The organism is Gillisia sp. CAL575 (assembly GCF_000403785.1).
Classification (GTDB): Bacteria; Bacteroidota; Bacteroidia; order Flavobacteriales; family Flavobacteriaceae; genus Gillisia.
Genome location: NZ_APHJ01000039.1, coordinates 144,304 through 167,078, shown reverse-complemented (window position 1 = coordinate 167,078; position 22,775 = coordinate 144,304). Strand labels below are relative to the sequence as shown.

22 protein-coding genes and 1 tRNA gene are annotated in these 22,775 nt (G+C 34.5%); 14 read left to right on the top strand and 9 right to left on the bottom strand.

Going from position 1 to position 22,775, the window contains the following annotated elements:
• The first annotated feature begins 23 nt into the window (after positions 1–23).
• Together I130_RS13255 and I130_RS13250 are read left to right on the top strand one after the other, a co-directional pair.
• On the top strand, positions 24–749 hold the full coding sequence (locus tag I130_RS13255; RefSeq protein WP_034924095.1) for an SIMPL domain-containing protein: 726 nt from the start codon (positions 24–26) through the stop codon (positions 747–749).
• Between the two features lie 103 nt (positions 750–852).
• Positions 853–1,398, top strand: a complete 546-nt coding sequence (locus I130_RS13250; RefSeq protein ID WP_034924094.1) for a pyridoxamine 5'-phosphate oxidase family protein — start codon at positions 853–855, stop codon at positions 1,396–1,398.
• A gap of 126 nt (positions 1,399–1,524) precedes the next feature.
• Here the strand turns inward: I130_RS13250 and I130_RS13245 are convergent.
• From I130_RS13245 to I130_RS13235, 3 genes are all read right to left on the bottom strand, one after another.
• Positions 1,525–1,600: transfer RNA gene (locus I130_RS13245), tRNA-His, on the bottom strand.
• A 59-nt stretch (positions 1,601–1,659) separates the two neighbouring features.
• Positions 1,660–2,376, bottom strand: a complete 717-nt coding sequence (gene bshB1 / locus I130_RS13240; protein ID WP_034924092.1) for a bacillithiol biosynthesis deacetylase BshB1 — start codon at positions 2,374–2,376, stop codon at positions 1,660–1,662.
• A gap of 23 nt (positions 2,377–2,399) precedes the next feature.
• Positions 2,400–3,563 (bottom strand): trans-sulfuration enzyme family protein, encoded by a 1,164-nt coding sequence (locus tag I130_RS13235; protein WP_034924090.1) that lies wholly within the window; start codon positions 3,561–3,563, stop codon positions 2,400–2,402.
• 224 nt (positions 3,564–3,787) lie between these two features.
• Here I130_RS13235 and I130_RS13230 point away from each other — a divergent pair, with 224 nt between their 5' ends.
• From I130_RS13230 to I130_RS13205, 6 genes are all read left to right on the top strand, one after another.
• Positions 3,788–4,840 (top strand): NAD(P)-dependent alcohol dehydrogenase, encoded by a 1,053-nt coding sequence (locus I130_RS13230; RefSeq protein WP_034924189.1) that lies wholly within the window; start codon positions 3,788–3,790, stop codon positions 4,838–4,840.
• Positions 4,841–4,973: 133 nt separating this feature from the next.
• Positions 4,974–5,351, top strand: a complete 378-nt coding sequence (locus I130_RS13225) for a PH domain-containing protein (protein WP_034924088.1) — start codon at positions 4,974–4,976, stop codon at positions 5,349–5,351.
• Between the two features lie 62 nt (positions 5,352–5,413).
• Positions 5,414–6,652 carry an imidazolonepropionase gene (gene hutI / locus I130_RS13220; protein WP_034924085.1) on the top strand — a complete coding sequence of 413 codons (1,239 nt, stop codon included), beginning with the start codon at positions 5,414–5,416 and terminating at the stop codon, positions 6,650–6,652.
• Positions 6,652–7,647 carry a formimidoylglutamase gene (locus I130_RS13215; RefSeq protein ID WP_034924082.1) on the top strand — a complete coding sequence of 332 codons (996 nt, stop codon included), beginning with the start codon at positions 6,652–6,654 and terminating at the stop codon, positions 7,645–7,647. Before hutI ends, I130_RS13215 begins: the two co-directional genes overlap by 1 nt.
• Positions 7,647–8,105 (top strand): GNAT family N-acetyltransferase, encoded by a 459-nt coding sequence (locus I130_RS13210; protein ID WP_034924079.1) that lies wholly within the window; start codon positions 7,647–7,649, stop codon positions 8,103–8,105. The genes I130_RS13215 and I130_RS13210 overlap by 1 nt, the downstream gene beginning before the upstream one ends.
• Positions 8,106–8,229: 124 nt before the next feature.
• Positions 8,230–9,030 (top strand): MBL fold metallo-hydrolase, encoded by an 801-nt coding sequence (locus I130_RS13205; protein WP_034924077.1) that lies wholly within the window; start codon positions 8,230–8,232, stop codon positions 9,028–9,030.
• Between the two features lie 10 nt (positions 9,031–9,040).
• Here the strand turns inward: I130_RS13205 and I130_RS13200 are convergent, their stop codons facing one another.
• Positions 9,041–9,436 carry a YkvA family protein gene (locus tag I130_RS13200; RefSeq protein WP_034924074.1) on the bottom strand — a complete coding sequence of 132 codons (396 nt, stop codon included), beginning with the start codon at positions 9,434–9,436 and terminating at the stop codon, positions 9,041–9,043.
• A 93-nt stretch (positions 9,437–9,529) separates the two neighbouring features.
• Positions 9,530–10,804 (bottom strand): serine hydroxymethyltransferase, encoded by a 1,275-nt coding sequence (gene glyA / locus I130_RS13195; protein ID WP_034924071.1) that lies wholly within the window; start codon positions 10,802–10,804, stop codon positions 9,530–9,532.
• Between the two features lie 109 nt (positions 10,805–10,913).
• Here glyA and fahA point away from each other — a divergent pair, with 109 nt between their 5' ends.
• The gene (gene fahA, locus I130_RS13190; RefSeq protein WP_034924068.1) at positions 10,914–12,209 is read left to right on the top strand and encodes a fumarylacetoacetase; all 1,296 of its coding nucleotides are present in this window, start codon (positions 10,914–10,916) and stop codon (positions 12,207–12,209) included.
• Between the two features lie 333 nt (positions 12,210–12,542).
• Here the strand turns inward: fahA and ytxJ are convergent, their stop codons facing one another.
• On the bottom strand, positions 12,543–12,935 hold the full coding sequence (ytxJ, locus tag I130_RS13185; RefSeq protein ID WP_034924066.1) for a bacillithiol system redox-active protein YtxJ: 393 nt from the start codon (positions 12,933–12,935) through the stop codon (positions 12,543–12,545).
• A gap of 213 nt (positions 12,936–13,148) precedes the next feature.
• On the opposite strand from ytxJ, the gene clpB reads away from it, so the two are divergent.
• Positions 13,149–15,758, top strand: a complete 2,610-nt coding sequence (gene clpB, locus I130_RS13180; RefSeq protein WP_034924063.1) for an ATP-dependent chaperone ClpB — start codon at positions 13,149–13,151, stop codon at positions 15,756–15,758.
• A gap of 56 nt (positions 15,759–15,814) precedes the next feature.
• Here the strand turns inward: clpB and I130_RS13175 are convergent, their stop codons facing one another.
• Entirely contained in the window at positions 15,815–16,000 is a 186-nt protein-coding gene (locus I130_RS13175; protein ID WP_034924060.1) for a CsbD family protein, read from the bottom strand.
• 117 nt (positions 16,001–16,117) lie between these two features.
• Here I130_RS13175 and I130_RS13170 point away from each other — a divergent pair, with 117 nt between their 5' ends.
• The 4 genes from I130_RS13170 to I130_RS13155 all read left to right on the top strand — a co-directional run bounded on the left by I130_RS13170 (position 16,118) and on the right by I130_RS13155 (position 20,240).
• Positions 16,118–17,215, top strand: a complete 1,098-nt coding sequence (locus I130_RS13170; RefSeq protein WP_051119717.1) for an esterase-like activity of phytase family protein — start codon at positions 16,118–16,120, stop codon at positions 17,213–17,215.
• A gap of 6 nt (positions 17,216–17,221) precedes the next feature.
• Positions 17,222–17,773, top strand: a complete 552-nt coding sequence (locus I130_RS13165; RefSeq protein WP_034924058.1) for a SixA phosphatase family protein — start codon at positions 17,222–17,224, stop codon at positions 17,771–17,773.
• 81 nt (positions 17,774–17,854) lie between these two features.
• Entirely contained in the window at positions 17,855–19,096 is a 1,242-nt protein-coding gene (locus I130_RS13160; protein ID WP_034924055.1) for a DEAD/DEAH box helicase, read from the top strand.
• Between the two features lie 745 nt (positions 19,097–19,841).
• The gene (locus tag I130_RS13155) at positions 19,842–20,240 is read left to right on the top strand and encodes a hypothetical protein (protein WP_157480583.1); all 399 of its coding nucleotides are present in this window, start codon (positions 19,842–19,844) and stop codon (positions 20,238–20,240) included.
• A 179-nt stretch (positions 20,241–20,419) separates the two neighbouring features.
• Here the strand turns inward: I130_RS13155 and ettA are convergent, their stop codons facing one another.
• Together ettA and I130_RS13145 are read right to left on the bottom strand one after the other, a co-directional pair.
• Entirely contained in the window at positions 20,420–22,111 is a 1,692-nt protein-coding gene (gene ettA, locus I130_RS13150) for an energy-dependent translational throttle protein EttA (protein WP_034924050.1), read from the bottom strand.
• Between the two features lie 143 nt (positions 22,112–22,254).
• The gene (locus I130_RS13145; RefSeq protein ID WP_034924048.1) at positions 22,255–22,725 is read right to left on the bottom strand and encodes a DinB family protein; all 471 of its coding nucleotides are present in this window, start codon (positions 22,723–22,725) and stop codon (positions 22,255–22,257) included.
• Positions 22,726–22,775: the final 50 nt, after the last annotated feature.

The window sequence follows — 22,775 nt, the reverse complement described above, 5'->3', positions numbered from 1 at the left end:
AAATGCATATAAAATCTCCTTTCATGAAATACTTGGTTGCCATAATTTTCGCTATCGCTATTGTTCTAGCTTCATTCCTACTGGGGAATGCTTATATTAAAAGGGCACAGCCAGTTGGCGTGATCTCTGTTACAGGCTCTGGTAGTGAGAATTTCACCTCAGATCTAATTGTATGGGAAGGACAATTTGTTAGAGTATTCCCTGTATTAAAACAAGCATACGAAGATCTGAACCGAGACAAGGAAACCGTAAAAGATTATCTGGTTGAAAAAGGGATTCCTCCAGAAAATATTGTTTTTAATTCTGTTCAAACCAACGAACAACGGGAAAATCAATATCAAAATGGTAATTATGTTGGAAGCACTTTTAAGGGCTATGAGTTAATTCAATCTATCAAAATAGAGTCTACTAATGTAGAATTAATAGAATCTGTATCTCGAGAGATTACAGAACTATTGAATAAAGGAGTACAGTTCAACTCCACTCCTCCAAGGTATTACTATACCAAAATTGCCGATCTTAAAATTGAAATGATCTCTAAAGCTACTGAAGACGCTAGATTGAGAGCAGAGAAAATCTCAGAGAATAGCGGTGGCAAGCTAGGTAAGCTTAATGATGCCAGCATGGGAGTATTTCAGATTACAGGCCAGAACAGTGGTGAAGATTATAGCTGGAGCGGGGCTTATAACACCCAAGATAAAAAGAAAACCGCATCTATTACCATGCGTTTGGAATATGAAATTGATTAGAGGAATATTAAAAACTCGATATAATAATCAAAATCATTAGAATCCCCCATAACCTGAGCTAAATGAATAATTTATAAAAAACTAATTAATCACATATAAGCACATGTTAAACGATTTATATCAGGATGCATGGAAGGAACTTAACTTTGCCTCATCCAATAAGGAACACCCATTCAATTATTTTACTTTGGCTACAACTGGAAAAAATGAATCCATTAGACAACGCACCGTTATTTTGAGAGGTGTTACAGAAAATAAAAGTTTGCTTTTTTATACTGATCTAAGATCTACGAAGATCAAACAAATCCAGACTAATCCAAAGGTCAGCGGCTTATTTTATAATCCTAAAGCACAGCTTCAATTAATAATTAAAGGAACCATCTTAATACATACTCATAATGAGGAATGGGAAGAACACAAAGAAAAAATAGATGGGAAAGCGGTAAACAATTATAATACTTTATTCCCTCCAGGAAAGCCAATTAAAAATCCATTGAAGGTAGAGAGAACCAAAAAATTAAATTTCGCCCTCTTGGAATTTATACCTGCAAGAATAGAATACTTAAAGATTAAAGAAGATTCTAATCATCTTCGAGCAAGATTTAGACTAGAAGATGGAATCTGGAAGGAAACCTTTTTGGTTCCTTAAATTTAGATGTAATCATTGAACACATAAGAGCTTCCTAGTATCTTGATTAACGACTCAAAAATCATTCTGAGTACAGAAGAATTTAAAACAAAAAAAACTCCTTAGTTTCCTAAGGAGTTTAAAAAAGGGTGGAAGACCGGGTTCGAACCGGCGACCCTCGGTACCACAAACCGATGCTCTAACCAGCTGAGCTACAACCACCATTTATTCGCGGATGCAAATGTATATTTTTTCTGTAATTCCGCAAAGAAAAAAATGAAATTAAATTAGGTCAAAAATGGAATCCACTGCAGGATAACGTTCTACGGTAAATCCTTCTGCATATTCTTTTCCAATAAGTCGTCCTAAGTCTCTAGCACGATAGGTAATACTATCAAAAAAGTTATCGCTGGAGATTGGTGTAGCAGGCTCACTGCTATCTTTATCAAAAAATTGAGTCTTATAAGCCATTACAGATTTCAACTTAATATCCATATATCCAGTAATGTCTACAGCGATGTCTGGAGTTATATTTTTCCATTGAATATAATGATATACATGCTTTGGCCTCCAAGGCTCCTGCACTATTCCATTATCCTTAGTTTCAATTTTTAATAGTCCGCTCAAAAAGCAAGAATCACTCACTAATTTAGAACCCTTCCCATGATCTATATGCCTATCATCTATCGCATTACAAAACACGATTTCTGGCTTATATTTTCTAATTATTCTAATGATGTCTAATTGATGTGCTTCATCATTCAGAAAAAACCCATCTTTAAATCTTAAATTTTCTCTTACGTCCAAACCAAGTATCTCGGCCGCATCAGCAGCTTCCTGATCTCTGGTTTCCGCGGTTCCACGAGTTCCGAGTTCTCCGCGAGTAAGATCTAGAACACCTACTTTTCTACCTTTATCTACTTCCTTAGCGATTGTTCCTGCACAACTCAACTCAATATCATCGGGATGAGCACCAATTGCCAATATATCTAATTTCATATATATAATATTCTCTGTAATATTTAAACTTTCAATTCTTTAACAGCCACCAAAGCCTGTTCTAGATCTGCAATGAGATCTTCTTTTTCTTCGATCCCAACAGAAAAGCGCATCAAATTATCTTTAATTCCCTCTGCCGCTCTTTCTTCTGCACTTAATAATGCGTGAGAAGTCAATGTTGGCAATAGAATAGTAGATTCAACTCCTGCAAGACTCATAGATGGCTTTATCATTTTTAATTGCTTCTGAAATAAAGAAGCATTGATACCATCTTTCAGTTCAAAAGAAAGCATTCCTCCAAATCCACGCATTTGAGATTTCGCAAGTTCATGATCTGGATGAGATCTTAATCCTGGATAATATACTCGTTCTACATCCTCATGTTTTTCAAGATATTTCGCCAACTTTTTAGCATTCTTATTCTGAGCTTTTACCCGTAGGCCCATGGTTTTAATACTTCTCTCCAAAAGCCAAACCGTATAATCGCTCAAATTCCCTCCAAAATTCTTAGCTAACTGAAAAATAGTTTCTATATGCGCTTCAGAAGAAATAACAGTTCCAGCCAATATATCACTATGTCCACCCATATATTTAGTGGCAGAATGTATTACTACATCAATCCCAAAATCTATAGGATTTTGATTTACAGGAGATGCAAATGTATTATCTATCATACTTACAAGTCTGTGCTTTTTAGCAATCTTTGAAATCGCGTTAAGATCTGTAATTGTAAGTAAAGGATTTGATGGCGTCTCTATATAAATCACCTTAGTATTCTCCTTTATCTCTGCTTCAAAACTTTCCGGCTTCAGGTTTTTGGTAAATGAATAGGAAATCCCGAACTTTTTGAACTCTTCCATAATCAGATTCCTGGTTCCTCCGTAAAGCGTGTTTTGCAAAACCACATGATCCCCACTATGTAAAAAAGCCATCATTGCATTGCTTACTGCTGCCATACCGCTTCCAAAGATCAAGGCAGCTTCCCCGTTTTCTAAGGCAGCCATTTTCTCTGCTAAAGCTACCTGATTGGGGGTATTAAAATATCTTGGATATCGCTTCACTTCTACATCTTCAAAAGCATAGGAAGTAGACATATATAATGGAGAAATAGCTCCTTTAAATTGAGTATCATTTAATTCTCCTGCGTGTGTGCAACGAGTGTTAATTCCAAGTTTCTTATCAGTCATATGCTTTGCTGTTTTAGTATTCTAAATTTTGCTCTAAGGTAAAAAGAATTTATCTAAACTCTTTTTAAGAAAGACTAATATCACAATCTTTGAATCTATTTTTCAGAAATAATAACCTGTGTTAATATATAGAGTTAAACTTAGTTTAAAGTGCCTTCAATTCATACTGCCAGCTCCTATAATCCGTACCTTAGTTTCCTTAAATTAATATGAAAAAGAAAATCATGAGCGAAGTTAAAGCATATGCTGCATCATCTAAAACTGCAGAACTAGAACCTTTAAACATAGAAAGAAGAGATATCACTAAAGAAGATGTAGAAATTGATATTTTGTACTGTGGGGTTTGCCATAGTGATATACATACTGTTAAAAATGATTGGAAAAATTCACAATATCCTGTAGTACCAGGTCATGAAATTGTTGGTCGTGTAACTAAAGTTGGTGAGAACGTTAAGAATTTTAAAGAAGGAGATCTTGTTGGAGTTGGGTGTATGGTAGATTCTTGCCAGACTTGTGCTTCTTGTAAGGAAGATTTGGAGCAGTATTGCGAAAATGGCGCAACTTTTACATACAACAGTAAAGACAAGCATTTAGGAGGACATACTTTTGGAGGCTACTCAGAAAAAGTGGTTGTAGATAAAAAATTCGTACTTAACGTTCCAGAAAATTTAGATATTGAAGCAGTAGCTCCATTACTTTGTGCTGGAATAACAACCTTTTCCCCTCTTAATCATTGGAATGTAAAAGCGGGAGATAAAGTTGGAGTAATTGGTCTTGGAGGATTAGGGCATATGGGAATTAAATTTGCACATGCAATGGGTGCTCATGTGGTTATGATCACTACTTCTCCAGGGAAAAGTGAAGATGCTAAAAAATTAGGAGCAGATGAAGTCTTGATCTCCAAAGATGAAGAACAAATGAAGGAACATGCTAATTCTTTTGATTTTCTCTTAAATACAGTTCCTGTAGGTCATGATGTGAATCCATATATCGCATTGTTAAAAAGAGATGCTACAATGGTATTGGTTGGAGCAATTGAGCCGTTGGATCCTATTCATGGAGGTGGATTAATTGCAAGCAGAAAAAGTATTGCCGGCTCTCTTATTGGAGGAATTAAAGAAACTCAAGAAATGCTAGATTTCTGTGGAAAACATAATATAGTTTCGGATGTAGAGATGATTGATATTCAAAACATCAATGATGCATATGAAAGAGTTCAGAAATCTGATGTGAAATACAGATTTGTAATTGATATGAAGTCACTTAAGGAAAGTTAAACGCTTTTCTATAATTATTTAGTGAGGTTGTTTTTAAAATTTATAATTTGGTCTATCTGATAATTTCGGATTGTGCTGAATATAGTTTTAAAAACAGCCTCTTTTATTTTGAACCAAACTACAAAACACAAACATGAGTATATTTTCATCTTTATTAGGAAATGCAGGTAGTATAGAAACATCTGTTCTGGAAAAGAATTATAGGAAATTACTAATTCCTTCAGAAACTATTGAAGCGGGATTTAAATTAATAAGAGACACTTTTATTTTTACAGATAAAAGATTGATCTTAGTAGATGTGCAAGGTCTAACTGGCAGAAAAATGGAATATTTCTCGGTGAGCTATCGAAGCATTTCCAGATTTAGTATTGAAACTGCAGGCAGTTTTGATTTGGATGCTGAATTAAAGATCTGGATCTCTGGAGAACAAAATCCTTCTATTTCAAAGAGGTTTAACAAGAGTGTCGATATTTATGAAGTACAAAAGATCTTGGCGCAACATATCTTATAAAATCTGCTTTCAATTTTTTTAAAGTAAAGGTAAAAACCTAAAGGCTTTTCTATCTTTACACTATGAAATTACTTTTTACGAATATTAAAGAATTGCTTCAGGTTAGAGAAAACTCCGTTTTAAAGCTTTCTGGAAAAGAGATGAACATTCTTCCAACGATCAAGAATGCTTGGTTACTAATAGAAGATGATAAGATCTCCGACTATGGAAAAATGGATGATCTTCCTGAGATTTCCTCAGATAAAATTATAGATCTCAGCGGGAAAATGGTGCTTCCTTCTTGGTGTGATTCTCATACTCATATTGTATACGCAGGGAACAGAGAACAAGAATTTGGACAGCGAATTAGCGGTCTATCTTATGAAGAGATAGCTAATAATGGTGGTGGAATTTTAAATTCTGCTAAAACTTTACAAAACACTTCAGAAGAGGATCTTTATGATCAATCTGCAAAAAGACTGGATGAGGTCATAAAACTAGGAACTGGTGCAGTAGAGATAAAATCTGGCTACGGATTAACAAAGGATGCTGAGCTTAAAATGCTTAGAGTGATTAAAAAATTACAGCAGAATTATAATCTACCTATAAAAGCTACTTTTTTAGGAGCTCATGCTCTACCCTTAGAATATAAAAATAAGAAAAGCGAATATATAGAACACGTAATACAGGAAATTCTTCCTGCAGTTGCTGAAGAGAATCTTGCCGAGTATATCGATGTTTTTTGTGAACAAGGTTATTTTTCGGTAGAAGACACGAATAAATTATTAAAAGCTGCAGCCAAATTTAATTTACGTCCTAAAATTCATGTAAATCAGTTTAACGCAATTGGTGGAGTGCAGGTTGGGGTTAAAAACAATGCGTTAAGTGTAGATCACTTAGAAGAAATGAAAACAGAAGATATAGAAGCACTGAGAAACTCTGATACAATGCCAGTAGCATTACCTGGATGTTCCCTATTTTTAAGCATTCCTTATACTCCAGCCAGAATGATTATAGATGCAGATCTTCCCTTAGCTTTGGCTACAGATTTTAACCCTGGGAGTGCTCCCAGCGGAAATATGAATCTTGTAGTATCACTAGCATGCATAAAAATGAAAATGACCCCAGAAGAAGCAATTAATGCAGCAACTATAAATGGCGCCTATGCGATGGATTTAAGTAAAAAGGTAGGAAGCATTACAAAAGGGAAACTTGCCAATCTTATAATTACAAAATGTATCCCTTCCTACACCTACATTCCGTATGCATTTGGAAGTAATCCTATAGAAGCTATTTATTTAAACGGAAAATTGATTAAATAATGGAAGGAATTAAAATATATAATTTCAAAGACGTTGAGAAGATAATTAAATCCCGCGATGGAGAAACTAAGTTCGGTGAGCGCGTACATTTTATAGAGAATCTCGAGCACCTTTCTTCTTTTGATGCAAAATATGTGCTTTTTGGGATTCCGGAAGATATTGGAGTGCGGGGAAATCTAGGAAAAAGTGGAGCTTCAGGCGCATGGAAATGTTGTTTAAATTCACTCTTGAACATTCAAGCAAATCAATATACCAAACCAGAAAAATTGATTTTACTAGGGGAAGTAGAGTGTGAGGAGGTTATGAAAAAAGCTTCGAACATAGATCCGGCAGATCCAAATTATCATGTAAAACTCGGAGATCTAATAAGCCAATTGGATGAAGTAGTAAGTAGAATTGTAGCTAAGGTCATCTCTGCAGGGAAGATTCCTATAATAATTGGTGGTGGGCATAACAATGCTTATGGAAATATCAAAGGTGCTTCTGAAGCTTTAAAAAAGCCGATGAACATTTTAAATATAGATGCCCATACCGATCTCAGAAAAAGTGATTACAGACATAGCGGCAATGGATTTAGCTATGCCAGACAAGATAAATTTCTAGGGAAATATCGAATTTTTGGTCTACACCAAAACTATACTCCAGAATATATTTTCAATGAAATGAATCAGTCTGCGAATGATGGATATCGACTTTTTGAACATTTAATTTTAATGCCTTCAGAAAAGATCGTAAAATCATTTAGAGAAGAGATGGAATTTGTATCTCATGATGATTTTGGATTAGAACTAGATTGTGATGCCATAAAAGGTTTTCCAAGCAGTGCTCAAACTCCAAGTGGATTTGCGATAAATATGATTAGGAATTTCATTAGAATTGCTTCCGAAGAAGAACACTTAAAATATTTACACATTTGTGAAGCAGCACCTACAAAAGATACAGAAAACAAAGTAGGAAAGGCTTTAAGCTATTTTATAACAGATTTTATTAGATAATGGATATACTAACATACTCCCCAAAATACGCAGAGGACTTCAAAAATTTAAATATCGCATGGCTCGAGAAATACTTTTGGGTAGAGCCACATGATGAAGAGGTATTGGGAGATCCTGAAAAATACATCATAGAACCCGGAGGTAGTATTTTCTTCGTTAAGGAGGATAATAAAATCATTGGTACAGTTGCATTAATGAAAATGGAAGACAATATTTTTGAACTTACCAAGATGGCTATAATTCCTGCAGCCCAAGGAAAAAGAATTGGACAACAATTGATGGAACATACTATTAATTTTGCCAGACAGAAAAATTGGGAAAAACTGATAATCTATTCCAACAGGAAATTAGAAAATGCCGTCTACATCTATAAAAAATATGGTTTTACAGAAATTCCTATTGAAGAAAACAATCCTTATTCCAGAGGAGATATCAAGATGGAGTTGAACCTTTCATAAATATATATTAATTGCGAGAGATTCCCTTCCGGCTTTATTAACTTTAATTACTTATCATAAATTAAGCCCCTTAAGGGGTTTTTTTGATGAGAAAAACATGTACTAATCACTTAAAATTTTTAATATGAAAAAATCATTAATAGCCATATTTTGTATGGGCATCTTGTTAACCTCTTGTAAAAATGAAGAGAAAAATAAAACGATATCCGAAACTGAGCTAAATGCTGAAATAGATAAGGAAATGGAAACTTCCAATGCTACTCTAGAAATTGAATCTATCTCTCATGCAACGGCTATTATTAAGTGGGGAGATGCAGTTATTTACACAGACCCTGTAGGTGGAGCAAAAAGTTTTGAAGGAAAAGCTGCTCCAAGTTTTATTTTGATAACCGATATTCATGGAGATCATATGGATGTTAAAACATTGGAAGCTCTTAATTTGGGTGACACAAAAATTATTGTTCCACAAGCTGTTAAAGATCAATTACCAAAAGAGAGGGACGCTAATTTAGTAGTGATGAATAATGGCGATACTAAGGAAATGATGGGATTTACAATTAGTGCAATCCCAATGTACAATTTACCTGAAGCTAAAGATGCAAAGCATACTAAAGGAAGAGGGAATGGTTATATAGTTGAAAAGGACGGTCAACGATTATATATTTCTGGAGATACTGAAGATATTCCAGAGATGAGAGAATTGAAAAACATAGATGTTGCTTTAGTTTGCATGAATTTGCCTTACACGATGACCGTGGAAGATGCTGCAGATGGAGTATTAGCTTTTGTACCTAAAAAAGTGTATCCATACCATTACAGAGGACAAGATGGACTTTCAGATGTTTCTAAATTTAAGGAATTAGTAAACAAAGGAAATAAGGAAATTGAAGTTATCCAGTTAGATTGGTATCCAGAAATGGAATAACAACCTAAGATTAAAAATAACTGGTCCTTCCTTTGAAATATGAATACAAGGAGTAAATCAGTATTAACCATATTAAAAGGATGAAAAAAGCAACAATATAATTGTTCTTTTTCATCCTTTTTGGATTTTTAAGAGCTGTTGACCTAGCATCAGTAATTACAATTTCCGGAATCAGTTTTATGGATGCCGTTATTAATAGCGGCACTAGAATTAAATCATCTAGAATACCTAAAACGGGAATAAAGTCTGGGATTAGATCTATAGGACTTAATAAATATCCCACTGTAATTCCTATTAATAGTTTAGCAGCCCAAGGAGTTCGAGGATCTAAATATGCAATACTTAACACCTGAATTTCAGATTTTAATTGCTTTACTTTTTCCTTTAATTTTTGAAAGAATCCCAAAATTAATTTTGATTATTAGGTGCTGCTTTAAAATTAAAAAAGGGCAAATCTAAATGAGAAGCCCTTTTTATGAATGATTTATTTAACAGAAGATTATCCATTAAAAAGTGGAAGATCCTGCATCATATCAAGAACCTGTGCTTCAACTTTTATCAATTCTGCATCATCTTCAAAATTCGTGATCACACGATCTATAAGATCTACGATCTTAGTCATATCATCTTCTTTAAGTCCGCGAGTTGTTACTGCAGCAGTTCCAATACGAATACCAGAAGTAACAAAAGGAGATTTATCATCAAAAGGCACCATATTCTTGTTTACAGTTATTTCTGCCATTCCTAAAGCTTCTTCAGCTTGTTTCCCTGTGATGTTTTTATTCCGAAGATCTATTAACATCATGTGATTATCTGTTCCTCCAGAGATCACATTATAGTCTTTAGCCACAAATGCTGCTGCTAATGCTTTTGCGTTTTTCTTAACCTGTACCATATAATGAAGGAAATCATCTGTAAGAGCCTCTCCAAATGCCACTGCTTTGGCTGCGATAATATGCTCTAAAGGTCCTCCCTGGTTTCCTGGAAACACTCCGCTATCCAATAAGGATGACATCTTCTTAAGATTCCCGTTTTTCAATTTCAATCCAAACGGATTATCGAAATCTTTACCCATCATAATAATTCCACCTCTTGGTCCGCGCAAGGTTTTGTGTGTTGTAGAAGTTACCACGTGACAATGAGGTAAAGGATCTCCTAGAAGTCCTTTTGCAATAAGACCTGCAGGATGTGCGATATCTGCAAATAAAATGGCACCAACACTGTCTGCAATTTCTCTAAATCTTTTATAATCTATTTCTCTTGAATATGCAGAAGCTCCTGCAATGATCATTTTAGGTTTTTCTCTTTCTGCGATCTCCGCAACTGCATCATAATCTATCAATCCCGTTTCCTTATCTACCCCGTAAAATACAGGAGTGTAAAGTCTTCCAGAAAAGTTTACAGGAGAACCATGTGTAAGGTGACCCCCATGAGAAAGATCAAAACCAAGAAATTTATCTCCTGGCTGTAAACAAGCATGGAAAACTGCCGTATTTGCCTGAGAACCTGAATGTGGTTGCACATTAGCATATTCGGCATTAAAAAGTTCTTTTAATCGCTCGATAGCTAAAGTTTCAACTTCATCTACGATTTCACAACCTCCGTAATATCTTTTCCCAGGATAACCTTCGGCATATTTATTTGTTAGTACAGATCCTGCTGCCTGAAGCACCTGATCACTCACAAAATTCTCACTAGCAATTAGTTCTAAACCATTCAATTGACGGTTTCTTTCAGCTTCTATCAGATCAAAAATTTGTGTATCTTGTTGCATGTTAATTTTTTACGTTAAATATTCCTCAAAAGTAATAATTCCAATCGGTTAATTGCTGGAAAATAATAACTTTGAAATCAATACATTTAAGAATAAAACAAAATAACATATGCCTATTACAGCAAATGATCCTAAAAGAAAAACCTGGCTGGACATTCCAAGTAACACAGATTTTCCAATTCAAAACATTCCGTTCGGGGTGTTTTTAACAAGAGATGATATTGTTACTATTGGAACCAGAATTGGTGATTACGCCATTGATCTTGGTGCCCTACATCAATTAGGATATTTTGACGAGATTCCACTTACAGATGATATTTTTCTTCAAGATACTTTAAACGATTTTATATCTGATGGTAAAAAGACCTGGCGTTTGGTGAGAAACCGAATTGCAGATATTTTTGACGCCAATAATCCACAACTAAAAGATAATGAAGATCACCGAAATACGGTACTTTTCACACTAGATGAAATTGAAATGCAACTGCCGGTTCAGGTAGGAGATTATACAGATTTCTATTCTAGTAAAGAACATGCTACTAATGTAGGAACGATGTTCCGTGATCCAGAAAATGCGCTTCTACCAAACTGGCTGCACATTCCTGTGGGTTACCATGGAAGAAGTTCTTCTATAATACCAAGTGGAATTCCAATACACAGGCCTCAGGGTCAAACTTTACCAGCAGGTGCTTCAGAACCTGTTTTTGGTCCATCTAAATTGGTGGATTTTGAATTAGAAATGGCTTTTATTACAACAGATGGAAATCCTTTAGGGGAACCAATTCCTATAGATGAAGCTGAAGATTATATTTTTGGAATGGTCTTGTTTAATGATTGGAGCGCCAGAGATATTCAAAAATGGGAATATGTGCCATTAGGTCCATTTTTAGCTAAGAATTTTGCGTCCTCAATTTCACCTTGGATTGTGACTTTAGATGCATTAGAACCTTTTAGAACTAAAAGTCCAGAGCCAGAAAAAGAATTACTTCCATATCTTCAGTATAAGGGAAAGAAAAGTTTCAATATCAATTTAGAGGTTGCACTTCAGCCAGAAGATAAAGAAGAAACAACGATTTCGAAATCCAATTTCAAATATATGTACTGGAATATGAGTCAGCAGTTGGCTCATCATACCGTAAATGGATGTCCTATAAATTCCGGAGACATGATGGGTTCTGGAACTATTTCTGGACCAACACCAGATTCTTATGGATCTATGCTTGAACTTTCATGGAGAGGAGAAAAACCCGTAAAATTGAAAGATGGTAGCGAACGTAAATTTATTCAAGATAATGATACTGTTATTATGCGCGGATACTGTGAAGGAAAAGATAGAAGAATAGGATTTGGAGAAGTGAGCACAAAACTTTTACCTGTCTATGAACCACAAACCAAGAAGAAATAATTTTCTTAATCATATAAAAAAATGGCTATCTAATTAGTGTTAGATAGCCATTTTTCTTTCAATTCAATTAACCTAAATTACTTTTTGGTACTCTGAGAATCTTTCTTTTGCCCTCCTGTTTCTGGGTTATTCTTAGTTCCAGGTTTCTGAGTTGATTTTTGATCTTTCTTTTGATCTTTTTGATTTTCCATGATACTATATATTTAAATGGTTAATAAATAATAATAGTATGAAGATACAGATGTAAACCTTTCTTTTATAAAAGATTATAACAATTTTAACCTCCCCTATTAAAGTATTACAAAAGAAAATTTTAAGAGTTATAAATTAATATTAAAGTGTTTTCAATTTTTCTACATTAATCTCACTGTGCGAAGCAGTATAAATAACTTTCCCATCTTTGATAACTATCAATTGCGGACTTTCATGTGGAACATTAAATCTTGATGCGATCTTATTGGAAATATCTCTATAGCTTAATAGATCCAAGAAGTATAATTTTACAGAGTCTGGATCAAGATTATAATTTTGCTCGAATTGTCTTAATACCATTCTGCTTATTCCACAAGAGGTAGAATGTTTTAAAATAGCAATTGGTTGATTAAAAGAATCTTCAGCTATTACCTCTAATGTTTCAATAGTAATTAACTGAATCCATGGCACAGAATTCTTTTCTGGCTTCTCATTATCATTATCAGACTTGAACATTTTATCAAAAAATCCCATATATTTTTATTTTAGTGTACAAAAATATGATTTCAAGAAATAAATTTATACATCTTGGTATTAAAGTTTACCTAATGAAATCTAAATGCGTAAATTATTGTTTATTAAGAAAGACAAAATGTCTGCACAAACTCAGCAATATATGTCATATTGACAGCGTTAATGTACTGGTATATGCTTTGATATTTCAGTTCTGTATTAAAAAAACAAGCTATGAACTTAAATAACTTTACCATAAAGTCACAAGAGGCCATCCAGCAGGCACAACAACTTGCTCAGGAAATGGGTCATCAACAAATAGAGAATGAACATATTTTCAAAGCCATTACTTTGGTCGATGAAAATGTAACTCCCTTTCTTCTTAAGAAATTAAATATCAATGTTGCACTATTTACCCAGATTTTAGATAAAACTTTAGAAAGTTTCCCAAAGGTAACTGGGGGAGAAACGATGTTCTCAAGAACCGCTTCTACCACTTTAAATGAAGCCAGCAGTATTGCTAACAAAATGAAAGATGAGTATGTTTCTATAGAGCATCTCATTTTGGCTATCTACAAATCTTCTAGTAAAGTGGCACAGATCTTAAAAGATCAAGGAGCTTCAGAAAAAAATCTTAGAGCAGCAATAGAAGAATTGCGTAAAGGAGATCGAGTTACTTCACAAAGCGCAGAAGAAACTTATAATTCTTTAAATAAATACGCAAAAAATCTTAATAAGCTAGCGGAAGAAGGAAAACTGGATCCTGTAATAGGCCGAGATGAAGAGATTAGAAGAGTACTTCAAATATTATCTAGAAGAACTAAAAATAATCCGATGTTGGTTGGAGAACCAGGAGTGGGTAAAACCGCGATTGCTGAAGGATTGGCACACAGAATTATAGACGGTGATATTCCGGAGAATTTAAAGAACAAACAGATTTTCTCTTTAGATATGGGAGCTTTAATTGCAGGAGCAAAATATAAAGGAGAATTTGAAGAACGTTTAAAAGCGGTGATTAAAGAGGTTACCGAAAGCGAAGGAGATATCGTGCTATTTATAGATGAAATTCACACACTGGTTGGCGCTGGTGGCGGACAAGGAGCTATGGATGCAGCAAATATTTTAAAGCCAGCCTTGGCTCGTGGAGAGTTAAGAGCAATTGGAGCTACTACCCTAGATGAGTATCAAAAGTATTTTGAAAAGGATAAAGCTTTAGAAAGGCGTTTCCAGAAAGTGATCGTAGATGAGCCGGATACTGAAAGTGCTATCTCCATTCTAAGAGGGATCAAAGAAAAATATGAAACTCATCACAAAGTTCGCATCAAAGATGAAGCGATTATTGCTGCAGTAGAGCTTTCTCAACGTTATATTACCAATAGATTCTTACCTGATAAGGCGATAGATCTAATGGACGAGGCGGCTTCAAAGATCAGGATGGAGATAAACTCTAAACCTGAGGAGTTGGATGTTCTAGACAGAAAAGTGACTCAATTGGAGATTGAAATAGAAGCGATCAAAAGAGAGAACGATGAATCTAAATTAAGAATACTCACAGCAGATCTTGCTAATCTTAAAGAAGAACGCAACGAATTAAATGCCCGCTGGAAGAATGAAAAAGAGGTTGTAGATAATATTCAATTGGCTAAATCTGACATCGAGCATTTCAAATTAGAGGCCGAAAGAGCTGAACGTGATGGAGACTACGGTAAAGTAGCAGAAATAAGATATGGCAAAATTAAGGAAGCTCAAGAGAAATTAGAGCAACTTCAAAAACAAGTAGAAGACAATCAGGATAGCAAAACTCTTATTAAAGAAGAAGTTACTTATGAAGATATTGCTGAAGTAGTTGCAAAATGGACTGGAGTTCCAGTTACCAAAATGCTGCAAAGTGATCGCGAAAAATTGCTGAAGCTGGAGGATGAATTACATAAGCGGGTTGTTGGACAAGAAGAAGCAATACAAGCCGTGAGTGATGCTGTAAGAAGAAGTCGTGCCGGATTACAGGATCAAAAAAAGCCCATTGGAACCTTTTTGTTTTTGGGAACTACTGGAGTTGGTAAAACGGAATTAGCGAAAGCTTTGGCTGAATATCTTTTTGATGATGAGTCTGCAATGACCAGAATAGATATGAGTGAATATCAGGAGCGTCATTCTGTAAGCCGTTTAGTTGGAGCACCTCCGGGATATGTAGGCTATGAGGAAGGAGGACAACTTACGGAAGCCGTTCGAAGAAAACCATATTCTGTAATTCTTCTAGATGAAATAGAAAAAGCGCACCCAGACACTTTCAATATTCTGCTTCAGGTTTTAGATGAAGGAAGACTTACAGATAATAAAGGGCGTTTAGCCGACTTTAAGAATACAATTATAATTATGACCTCCAACATGGGTTCCAGTATTATTCAGGAGAAATTTGATACTGTTAAAGATCTGGATACCGCGATGGAAAGTGCCAAAGTAGAAGTTCTAGGTTTACTTAAACAGACCGTAAGGCCAGAATTCATCAATAGAATAGATGATATCATTCTTTTTACACCACTTAATAAAAAGGATATTTTAAAGATCGTAGGGCTTCAATTAAAAGGATTGAAAAAAATGCTATCAAAACAAGGAATCATTTTAGATGCCACCAATGAGGCATTAGAATTTCTTTCCAGACAAGGCTTCGATCCTCAGTATGGAGCGCGACCTGTAAAAAGAGTACTTCAAAGAGAGGTTCTAAATAAATTATCTAAGGAAATACTTTCGGGAAGAATTAAAACGGAAAGTATAATTTTACTAGATGAGTTTGATGACACCCTAGTGTTCAGGAATCAGGAAGAACTCGCTAATAGTGAAGTATAAAAAAAAGGCTGCTTAATAAAATATGCAGCCTTTTCCAATAAATGGAGATCTATCATCTACCACTTATCTATTTCATCACGTAATTCCTCTTTGGTTTTACCTGTTTTTTCTTGCAAACGTCCCATCATTTCGTCGAATTTACCTTCTGTATAGGTAGTATCGTCATCTGTTAGTTTACCATATTTTTGTTTGAATTCACCTTTAACTTGTTTCCATTTTCCTTCAATCTGGTCATTATTCATAATATTGATTTTTATGGTTAATAATATTTAAATATACCTTTTAGTTATTCCGAATTCTGTCAAGAAACTCCTATTATTATCTTAAGGATTTGTTATTTTTACTTTTTACACAAGTAAATGAAGAAAACACTATTACTATGCATTTGTCTCTTATCTCTAATTGGGTGCGGAACTTCAAAAAAAATTATCACAGAGAACATCGAGCTTCGATTCTTAGACGACTATATTATAAATAAAGATCTAATCGTTGATGGGACTAAAGTTGGTGGCCTCTCTGGTCTAGATTTTTATAATGACAATTATTATCTGGTTTGTGATCACCCTGGAAATCCGAGAATTTATAAAGCAGAAATTATACTGAAACAAAAACTCATTGACACCATACTTATTTCTGAAGTAATAAAATTGAATAGAGCTTCAGGATTTTTAAAAGAGAATACTTTAGATTTAGAAGCTATTAGGATGGACAATGTCTCAGGTAATATTGTTTTAACCAGTGAAGGTGCTATTGCTCAAAATCAAAAACCTTCAATTTTCTATGCAAACTCAGAGGGAGAGTTTCTAAAAAACTTTGAGCTGCCAGGTTATTTCACTTCAACAGGAAAACAACAACCAAGAAATAATGGTGTATTTGAAGGCCTGACTAAAGACCTTAAAAATGAAGGTTTTTGGGTTGGCATGGAACTTCCGCTTACGAAAGATGGTTCAAAACCAAAGTTATTTCCAACCAGATCACCAATAAGAATTACACATTACAGCAAAGAATCTGGTAAAGCTGATGATCAATTCGTAATTTCTCTAGAGAATATTTCTAAGATCCCATGGATGTATTTCGCCGTAAATGGACTTACAGAATTAATACAATATGCGCCGCATCAATTTCTAGTATTAGAAAGGGCTTTTTCTGCTGGGCATGGTAGCTATGGAAATACAGTTCGGATATTTAACGTAAATTCTGAAAATGCCACAAATTCCTTGAATTATAAAAGCCTTAGAAAAGAAAAATATATCAAAGCTACTAAGGAGTTGGTATTCGATTTTAAATCTGTTAAAAAGAAATTAACTGATGGAATTATAGATAATATTGAAGGAATGACCTTTGGACCCGACCTTCCAAATGGTAACAAAAGCTTAATTCTAATTTCAGACAATAATTTTAATACATTGGGAAAACAACTGAATCAAGTAATCTTAATGGAAGTCATATTTAAATAGCATCTTATGAAAAATCTTTTTCTTATACTTCTTACACTTTTAGCAAGTTGCAATTTTCAGAAGTCAGAATCCTCAGATAAACATCTCTTAAAACAAGTGGAAGAATCCAAATTGCATATAAATAATACAACATACTACCTTATAAGACATGCAGAGAAAGATCGAAGTGATGCTTCAGAGAAGGATCCAAAGCTAACAGAAACAGGTATTAAAAGAGCTGAAAAATGGGCAGAGGTTTTAAAAGAAGTGCCTTTTGATATGGTTTATAGCACTAATTATAACAGAACCAAGTCAACTGCACAGCCTATTGCAGAGTCACATAAATTGGAAATAGAAATTTATGATCCCAACAACCTATACGATCAAGAGTTTCAGAAAACAACCAAAGGAAAAACTGTTTTAATTGTTGGACATAGCAATACCACCCCGGCATTTGTAAATGCAATAATGAGAGATGAAAAATATAAAGACTTACCCGATGATGAAAATTCTGGACTGTTTATAGTGACGGTTTCTCCAAACCAAACAATTTCCACACAATTGCTTTTTATAAATTAATTTCACTTTACTCAATAGGATCTATAGGTAGCTGAGTTCTCATCATACAATTATAGTATCTTTGTAGCCTAAATTGAATTTATGCTTTTCGAAGACTTACCCTTATCCCAAACTATTCAGCAGGGAATATCTGAAATTGGACACACTGCTCCTACTCCAATTCAAGAAAAAGTTATTCCTGAAATTTTAAGAAGGAATGATGTAATTGCTTGTGCACAAACCGGAACAGGAAAGACTGGTGCATTTGCGATCCCATTATTACAACTCTTAAATAAGCGGGTAGAAGAAGGTAAAACTAAAGGCACACTCTCTGTATTAGTTATTAGTCCTACACGAGAATTAGCGGTTCAAATTGCAGAAAACATCAAGGAGTATTCAAAGTTCACCAATATAAAATCTGGAGTTGTTTTTGGAGGAGCTTCTATGCAACCTCAAATAAACTTATTAAAAGATGGTTTGCATATTTTAGTTGCAACACCTGGAAGACTTTTAGATCTCAGAAAACAAGGCTATATAAATCTTGAAGAAGTAGAAGTTTTGGTTTTAGATGAAGCCGACCTTATGCTGGATATGGGTTTTATAGATGAAGTACAGAAAATCATTAGACTAGCTCCTAATTTGGTGCAAAGACTAATGTTTTCCGCAACTATTCCACCAAAAGTTCAGGATCTCGCAAAATCTTTATTGCAAAACCCAGAAAAAATTGAATTAACAACCAATTCTTCTGCAGCACCGACAATTGAGCAGATATTGTACCTGGTTCCTAAGCAAGATAAGGTAGAATTACTACTATATGTAATGCGAAATGTGGTTAAAAATAAATCTGTTCTAATATTTAGAAGAACCAAATTTGGCGTAGAAAAAGCCTTGCAATCTCTAGTGAAAAATGGATTTAAAGCAGATGAACTTCATGGAGATAAAAGTCAGACAGACCGTACTTCTGCTTTGGAGAGATTTAAAAGCAAAGAAGTAAATATTTTAGTGGCGACAGATCTAGCTGCTCGTGGTTTGGATATAGATTCCTTAGATTTTGTGCTAAATTTTGATATTCCAAGTATGCCAGAAACTTATGTCCATAGAATTGGTCGTACAGGGAGAGCAGGCAGTGTGGGAGCTTCTATTTCCTTCTGTAGTGCAGATGAAAAGAAATATATCCAATTTATTGAAACCTTGATCGGGAATAAAATTCCTGTCGAAACTGAAAACCCTTATCCTTTAGAAAAAAATGCAGAACCAGTAGTTCATAAAAAACAAGGTAGCAAGCATAAAAAAGGACGAAAAGGGAGTGGCTCTAAAGCAAATAAGAAAAGGTGGTATAATTAGAATTAGCTCTTGATTTTAATGTCAATTGACCACAAGGAGCAATCTTAATTGCTTATTATTCTGTTATCTGAGACATTAACAAAATGAGCTTTTCGAAGTTTGACAGTGGTGAGAGGTGAGAGTCTTCGACATGCTACCATTGACGCGTTTTCTAAGTTGCTTTATTTCAACTAATTATAATATCTAATTCCTTTTCCATTTTTTAATACGCTTTTTTGTTCTCATTTCGGTAATTCCACGAATTTGTTAAACAATCCCTTTGGTCTATAAAGCTTCGATTAATTTTAATGATTGTTCATTTTTTTGTTTGTCCAAAAAAACGGAACCAAAAAAAAGTCACTTTTTTGTAGGTGTTTCTAATTATGCTACCGCATAATTAGAACCGTACTTCCCCAGCTAAATTTTCTCCAAGCCCGCCTGAACGGAACGGGCAGGGCTTCGAAAATTTTACGCTGAGGAACCACTACACTGCAAAAAAGAATTTCTTAAAAACGATAGATCTGTTAAGAACCATCATACGTCAATTTCCTGCGATAGATAATTTTTTTTTCACAGGTTTCAGACTGACATACAAGATCCATGTATTCAGAAAAATAAATTAGATTTCTCAGTCGTCCAAAAACTCCTTCGAAATGACAAGAGAAAACTATGTTCCATGTTCCAAATTTGAGGTTTGAGGTTTATTTTATGATGTATTGAATATTTTCAGGATAAATTGTATATTAAATCTTCTAAAATCTTAGCTATGAAAAGAATTTTAATCCTCGCATTGAGTTTGGTTTTTATAACTGCATGCTCAAATAGTGATGACAATCCAAAAATTGATGCTCAATTAAATGGAACGTGGATGCTAACCAATATCAGTTGCTTTTGCGGTTTTGATCCTAACACGAGTTTCAATGACTTCACTCTCAATTTTAAAAATTCAGAAAACAGCGTGAATGTACAGAATCCAAGAGAAGATTACTTTTATATCGCAACTTCAGGAACTTACGATTATACACTGTCTGATGACTCAATCAAAATAAATGGTTCAGATGATTTTAAATATTCTATTGATGGAGATAAACTCACAATGACAAGAATAGATGACCCACAAATTGCTGATGACGAATTGGTTCTTTCTTATAAGAAGGTTCAATAATATTTATTTTATCATAAATAAAAAACTCCGAAGAAAATTCTTCGGAGTTTTTTATGCTTAAAATTATCTGCAAATTGATAAAATCGTCATCCTGAATTCATTTCAGGATCTCTAAAACCTTATATAGATTATAATTAACAAGAAGCTGAAACAAGTTCAGCTTGACGAGAATATAAAATTTATCGAGTCAACTTTTTATATTTAATACGCTTCGGCATTAGATCTCCACCTAATCGTTTCTTCTTGTTTTCCTCATAATCAGAGAAACCACCTTCAAAGAAATAGACTTGTGAATCACCTTCAAAAGCTAGGATGTGTGTACAAATTCTATCCAGAAACCATCTATCGTGAGAAATTACTACCGCACAACCTGCAAAGTTATCTAAACCTTCTTCCAGCGCACGCAGTGTATTTACATCCAAGTCGTTCGTTGGCTCATCCAATAACAACACGTTACCTTCCTCCTTAAGCGTCATTGCAAGGTGCAAACGGTTACGTTCTCCACCAGAAAGCATGCTTACTTTTTTATTCTGTTCTCCTCCACCAAAATTAAATCGACTTAAATATGCTCTGGAATTCACTTGTTTTCCTCCCATATTAATAAGCTCCTGTCCATCACTGAAATTTTGCCAGATAGTTTTTTCTGGATCCATATTGGAATGACTCTGATCTACATAAGCGATCTTTGCCGTATCCCCAACTTCGAAACTTCCTTGATCTGGAGTAATCTCTCCCATGATCATTTTAAAAATTGTAGTTTTACCAGCCCCGTTAGGTCCAATAACTCCAACAATTCCTGCTTGAGGTAGGGTGAAATTCAAATCTTCATAAAGCAATTTATCATCAAAAGCTTTACTTACTCCTTTTGCATCAATAACATTGGTTCCCAATCGAGGACCATTAGGAATATAGATTTCCAATTGCTCATCCATCTTCTTCTGATCCTGACTCAACAATTTATCGTAATTGTTCAATCTGGCTTTTTGCTTAGTCTGTCTACCTTTTGGGGACATACGAGACCATTCTAATTCTCGTTCTAAAGTTTTTTGACGTTTACTTGCTGTTTTTTGCTCTTGTGCTAAACGCTTTGATTTCTGGTCTAACCAAGAAGAGTAGTTCCCTTTCCAAGGAATTCCCTCCCCACGGTCTAGTTCTAATATCCAACCAGCTACATTGTCAAGGAAATATCTATCGTGAGTAACGGCGATCACCGTTCCTTTGTATTGAGATAAATGATGTTCTAACCAATGTACAGATTCAGCATCCAAATGGTTGGTTGGCTCATCTAATAACAATACATCTGGCTCTTGTAATAATAATCTACATAAAGCAACTCTTCTTCGCTCCCCTCCAGATAATACTCCAATTTTCTTATCTGAGTCTGGAGTACGAAGTGCATCCATCGCAATTTCCAGTTTAGTATCTAATTCCCAAGCATTAGATGCATCAATCTCATCTTGTAAGGCTGCCTGCTTATCCATGAGTTTCTGCATTTTATCTGCATCCTCATAAACTTCAGGAAGACCAAACATATCGTTGATCTTATTGTACTCATCTAAAATTGCTACAGTTCCAGCAACTCCTTCTTTTACAACTTCCAATACCGTTTTTTCATTATCTAACTGCGGTTCTTGCTCCAGCATACCCACAGTATAACCAGGTGAGAATACAACATCTCCCTGATAATTCTTCTCCATTCCTGCAATGATCTTCAGTAATGTAGATTTCCCAGAACCATTAAGTCCTAAGATCCCAATCTTTGCTCCGTAGAAAAAACTTAAGTAAATATTTTTAAGTACTGGTGTATTCGCTCCTGGAAAGGTTTTGGTTAACCCAGACATGGAGAAAATCACCTTATTATCATCTGCCATTTTATTTGATTTTATAGTTACGATCTAAAAATTTTAGCATTTAAACCGCCTCAATTAAAGTTGATTTGAACACTTTAAATATTTAGATTTTTAAAGTACAAATATCCTAAAATTTAATCTCTTCCCCGCATAGCAAACCTAAATTATGCAGGATACAAACCTAAACTTCTCAAAACGATCAATAATTGTCCTGTATGATATGCGTTATGCTCTATTACCAACAAAACTTCTCTTAGTAAAGTGTTTTTAGTTTCTGTATTTACAGGCTTCAAAAGATCGTTATTTGGATCCTCCAAAAAATTTATCAATTCTTCCTGTTCTTCAAAAAAGTGAGTCTTCAATAATTCCCAATCTACACAAGAATCTATATCGTTATTCTCAGGCCAATAATCCTCTGGCCAGCGATGAGTTGTATAATTTTCATCTTTAATATAGTCTAAGATGTCCTTCTGGGCGAAACGCATATGATAGAAGATCTCAAAGAACGAATAAGGTAAATCCAGAGATCTCTTAAAAAGTGCTTCGGAAGAAATAAATTTTAACAATTCTTCCACCGGCATAAATGCAGCACCTCCCTTTAAATGTTTAATTAATTGATCTCTAAATTCTTGCATGTATTATCATTTTAAATTAATGCTTTAAAATCATCCATATTATTGAAGAT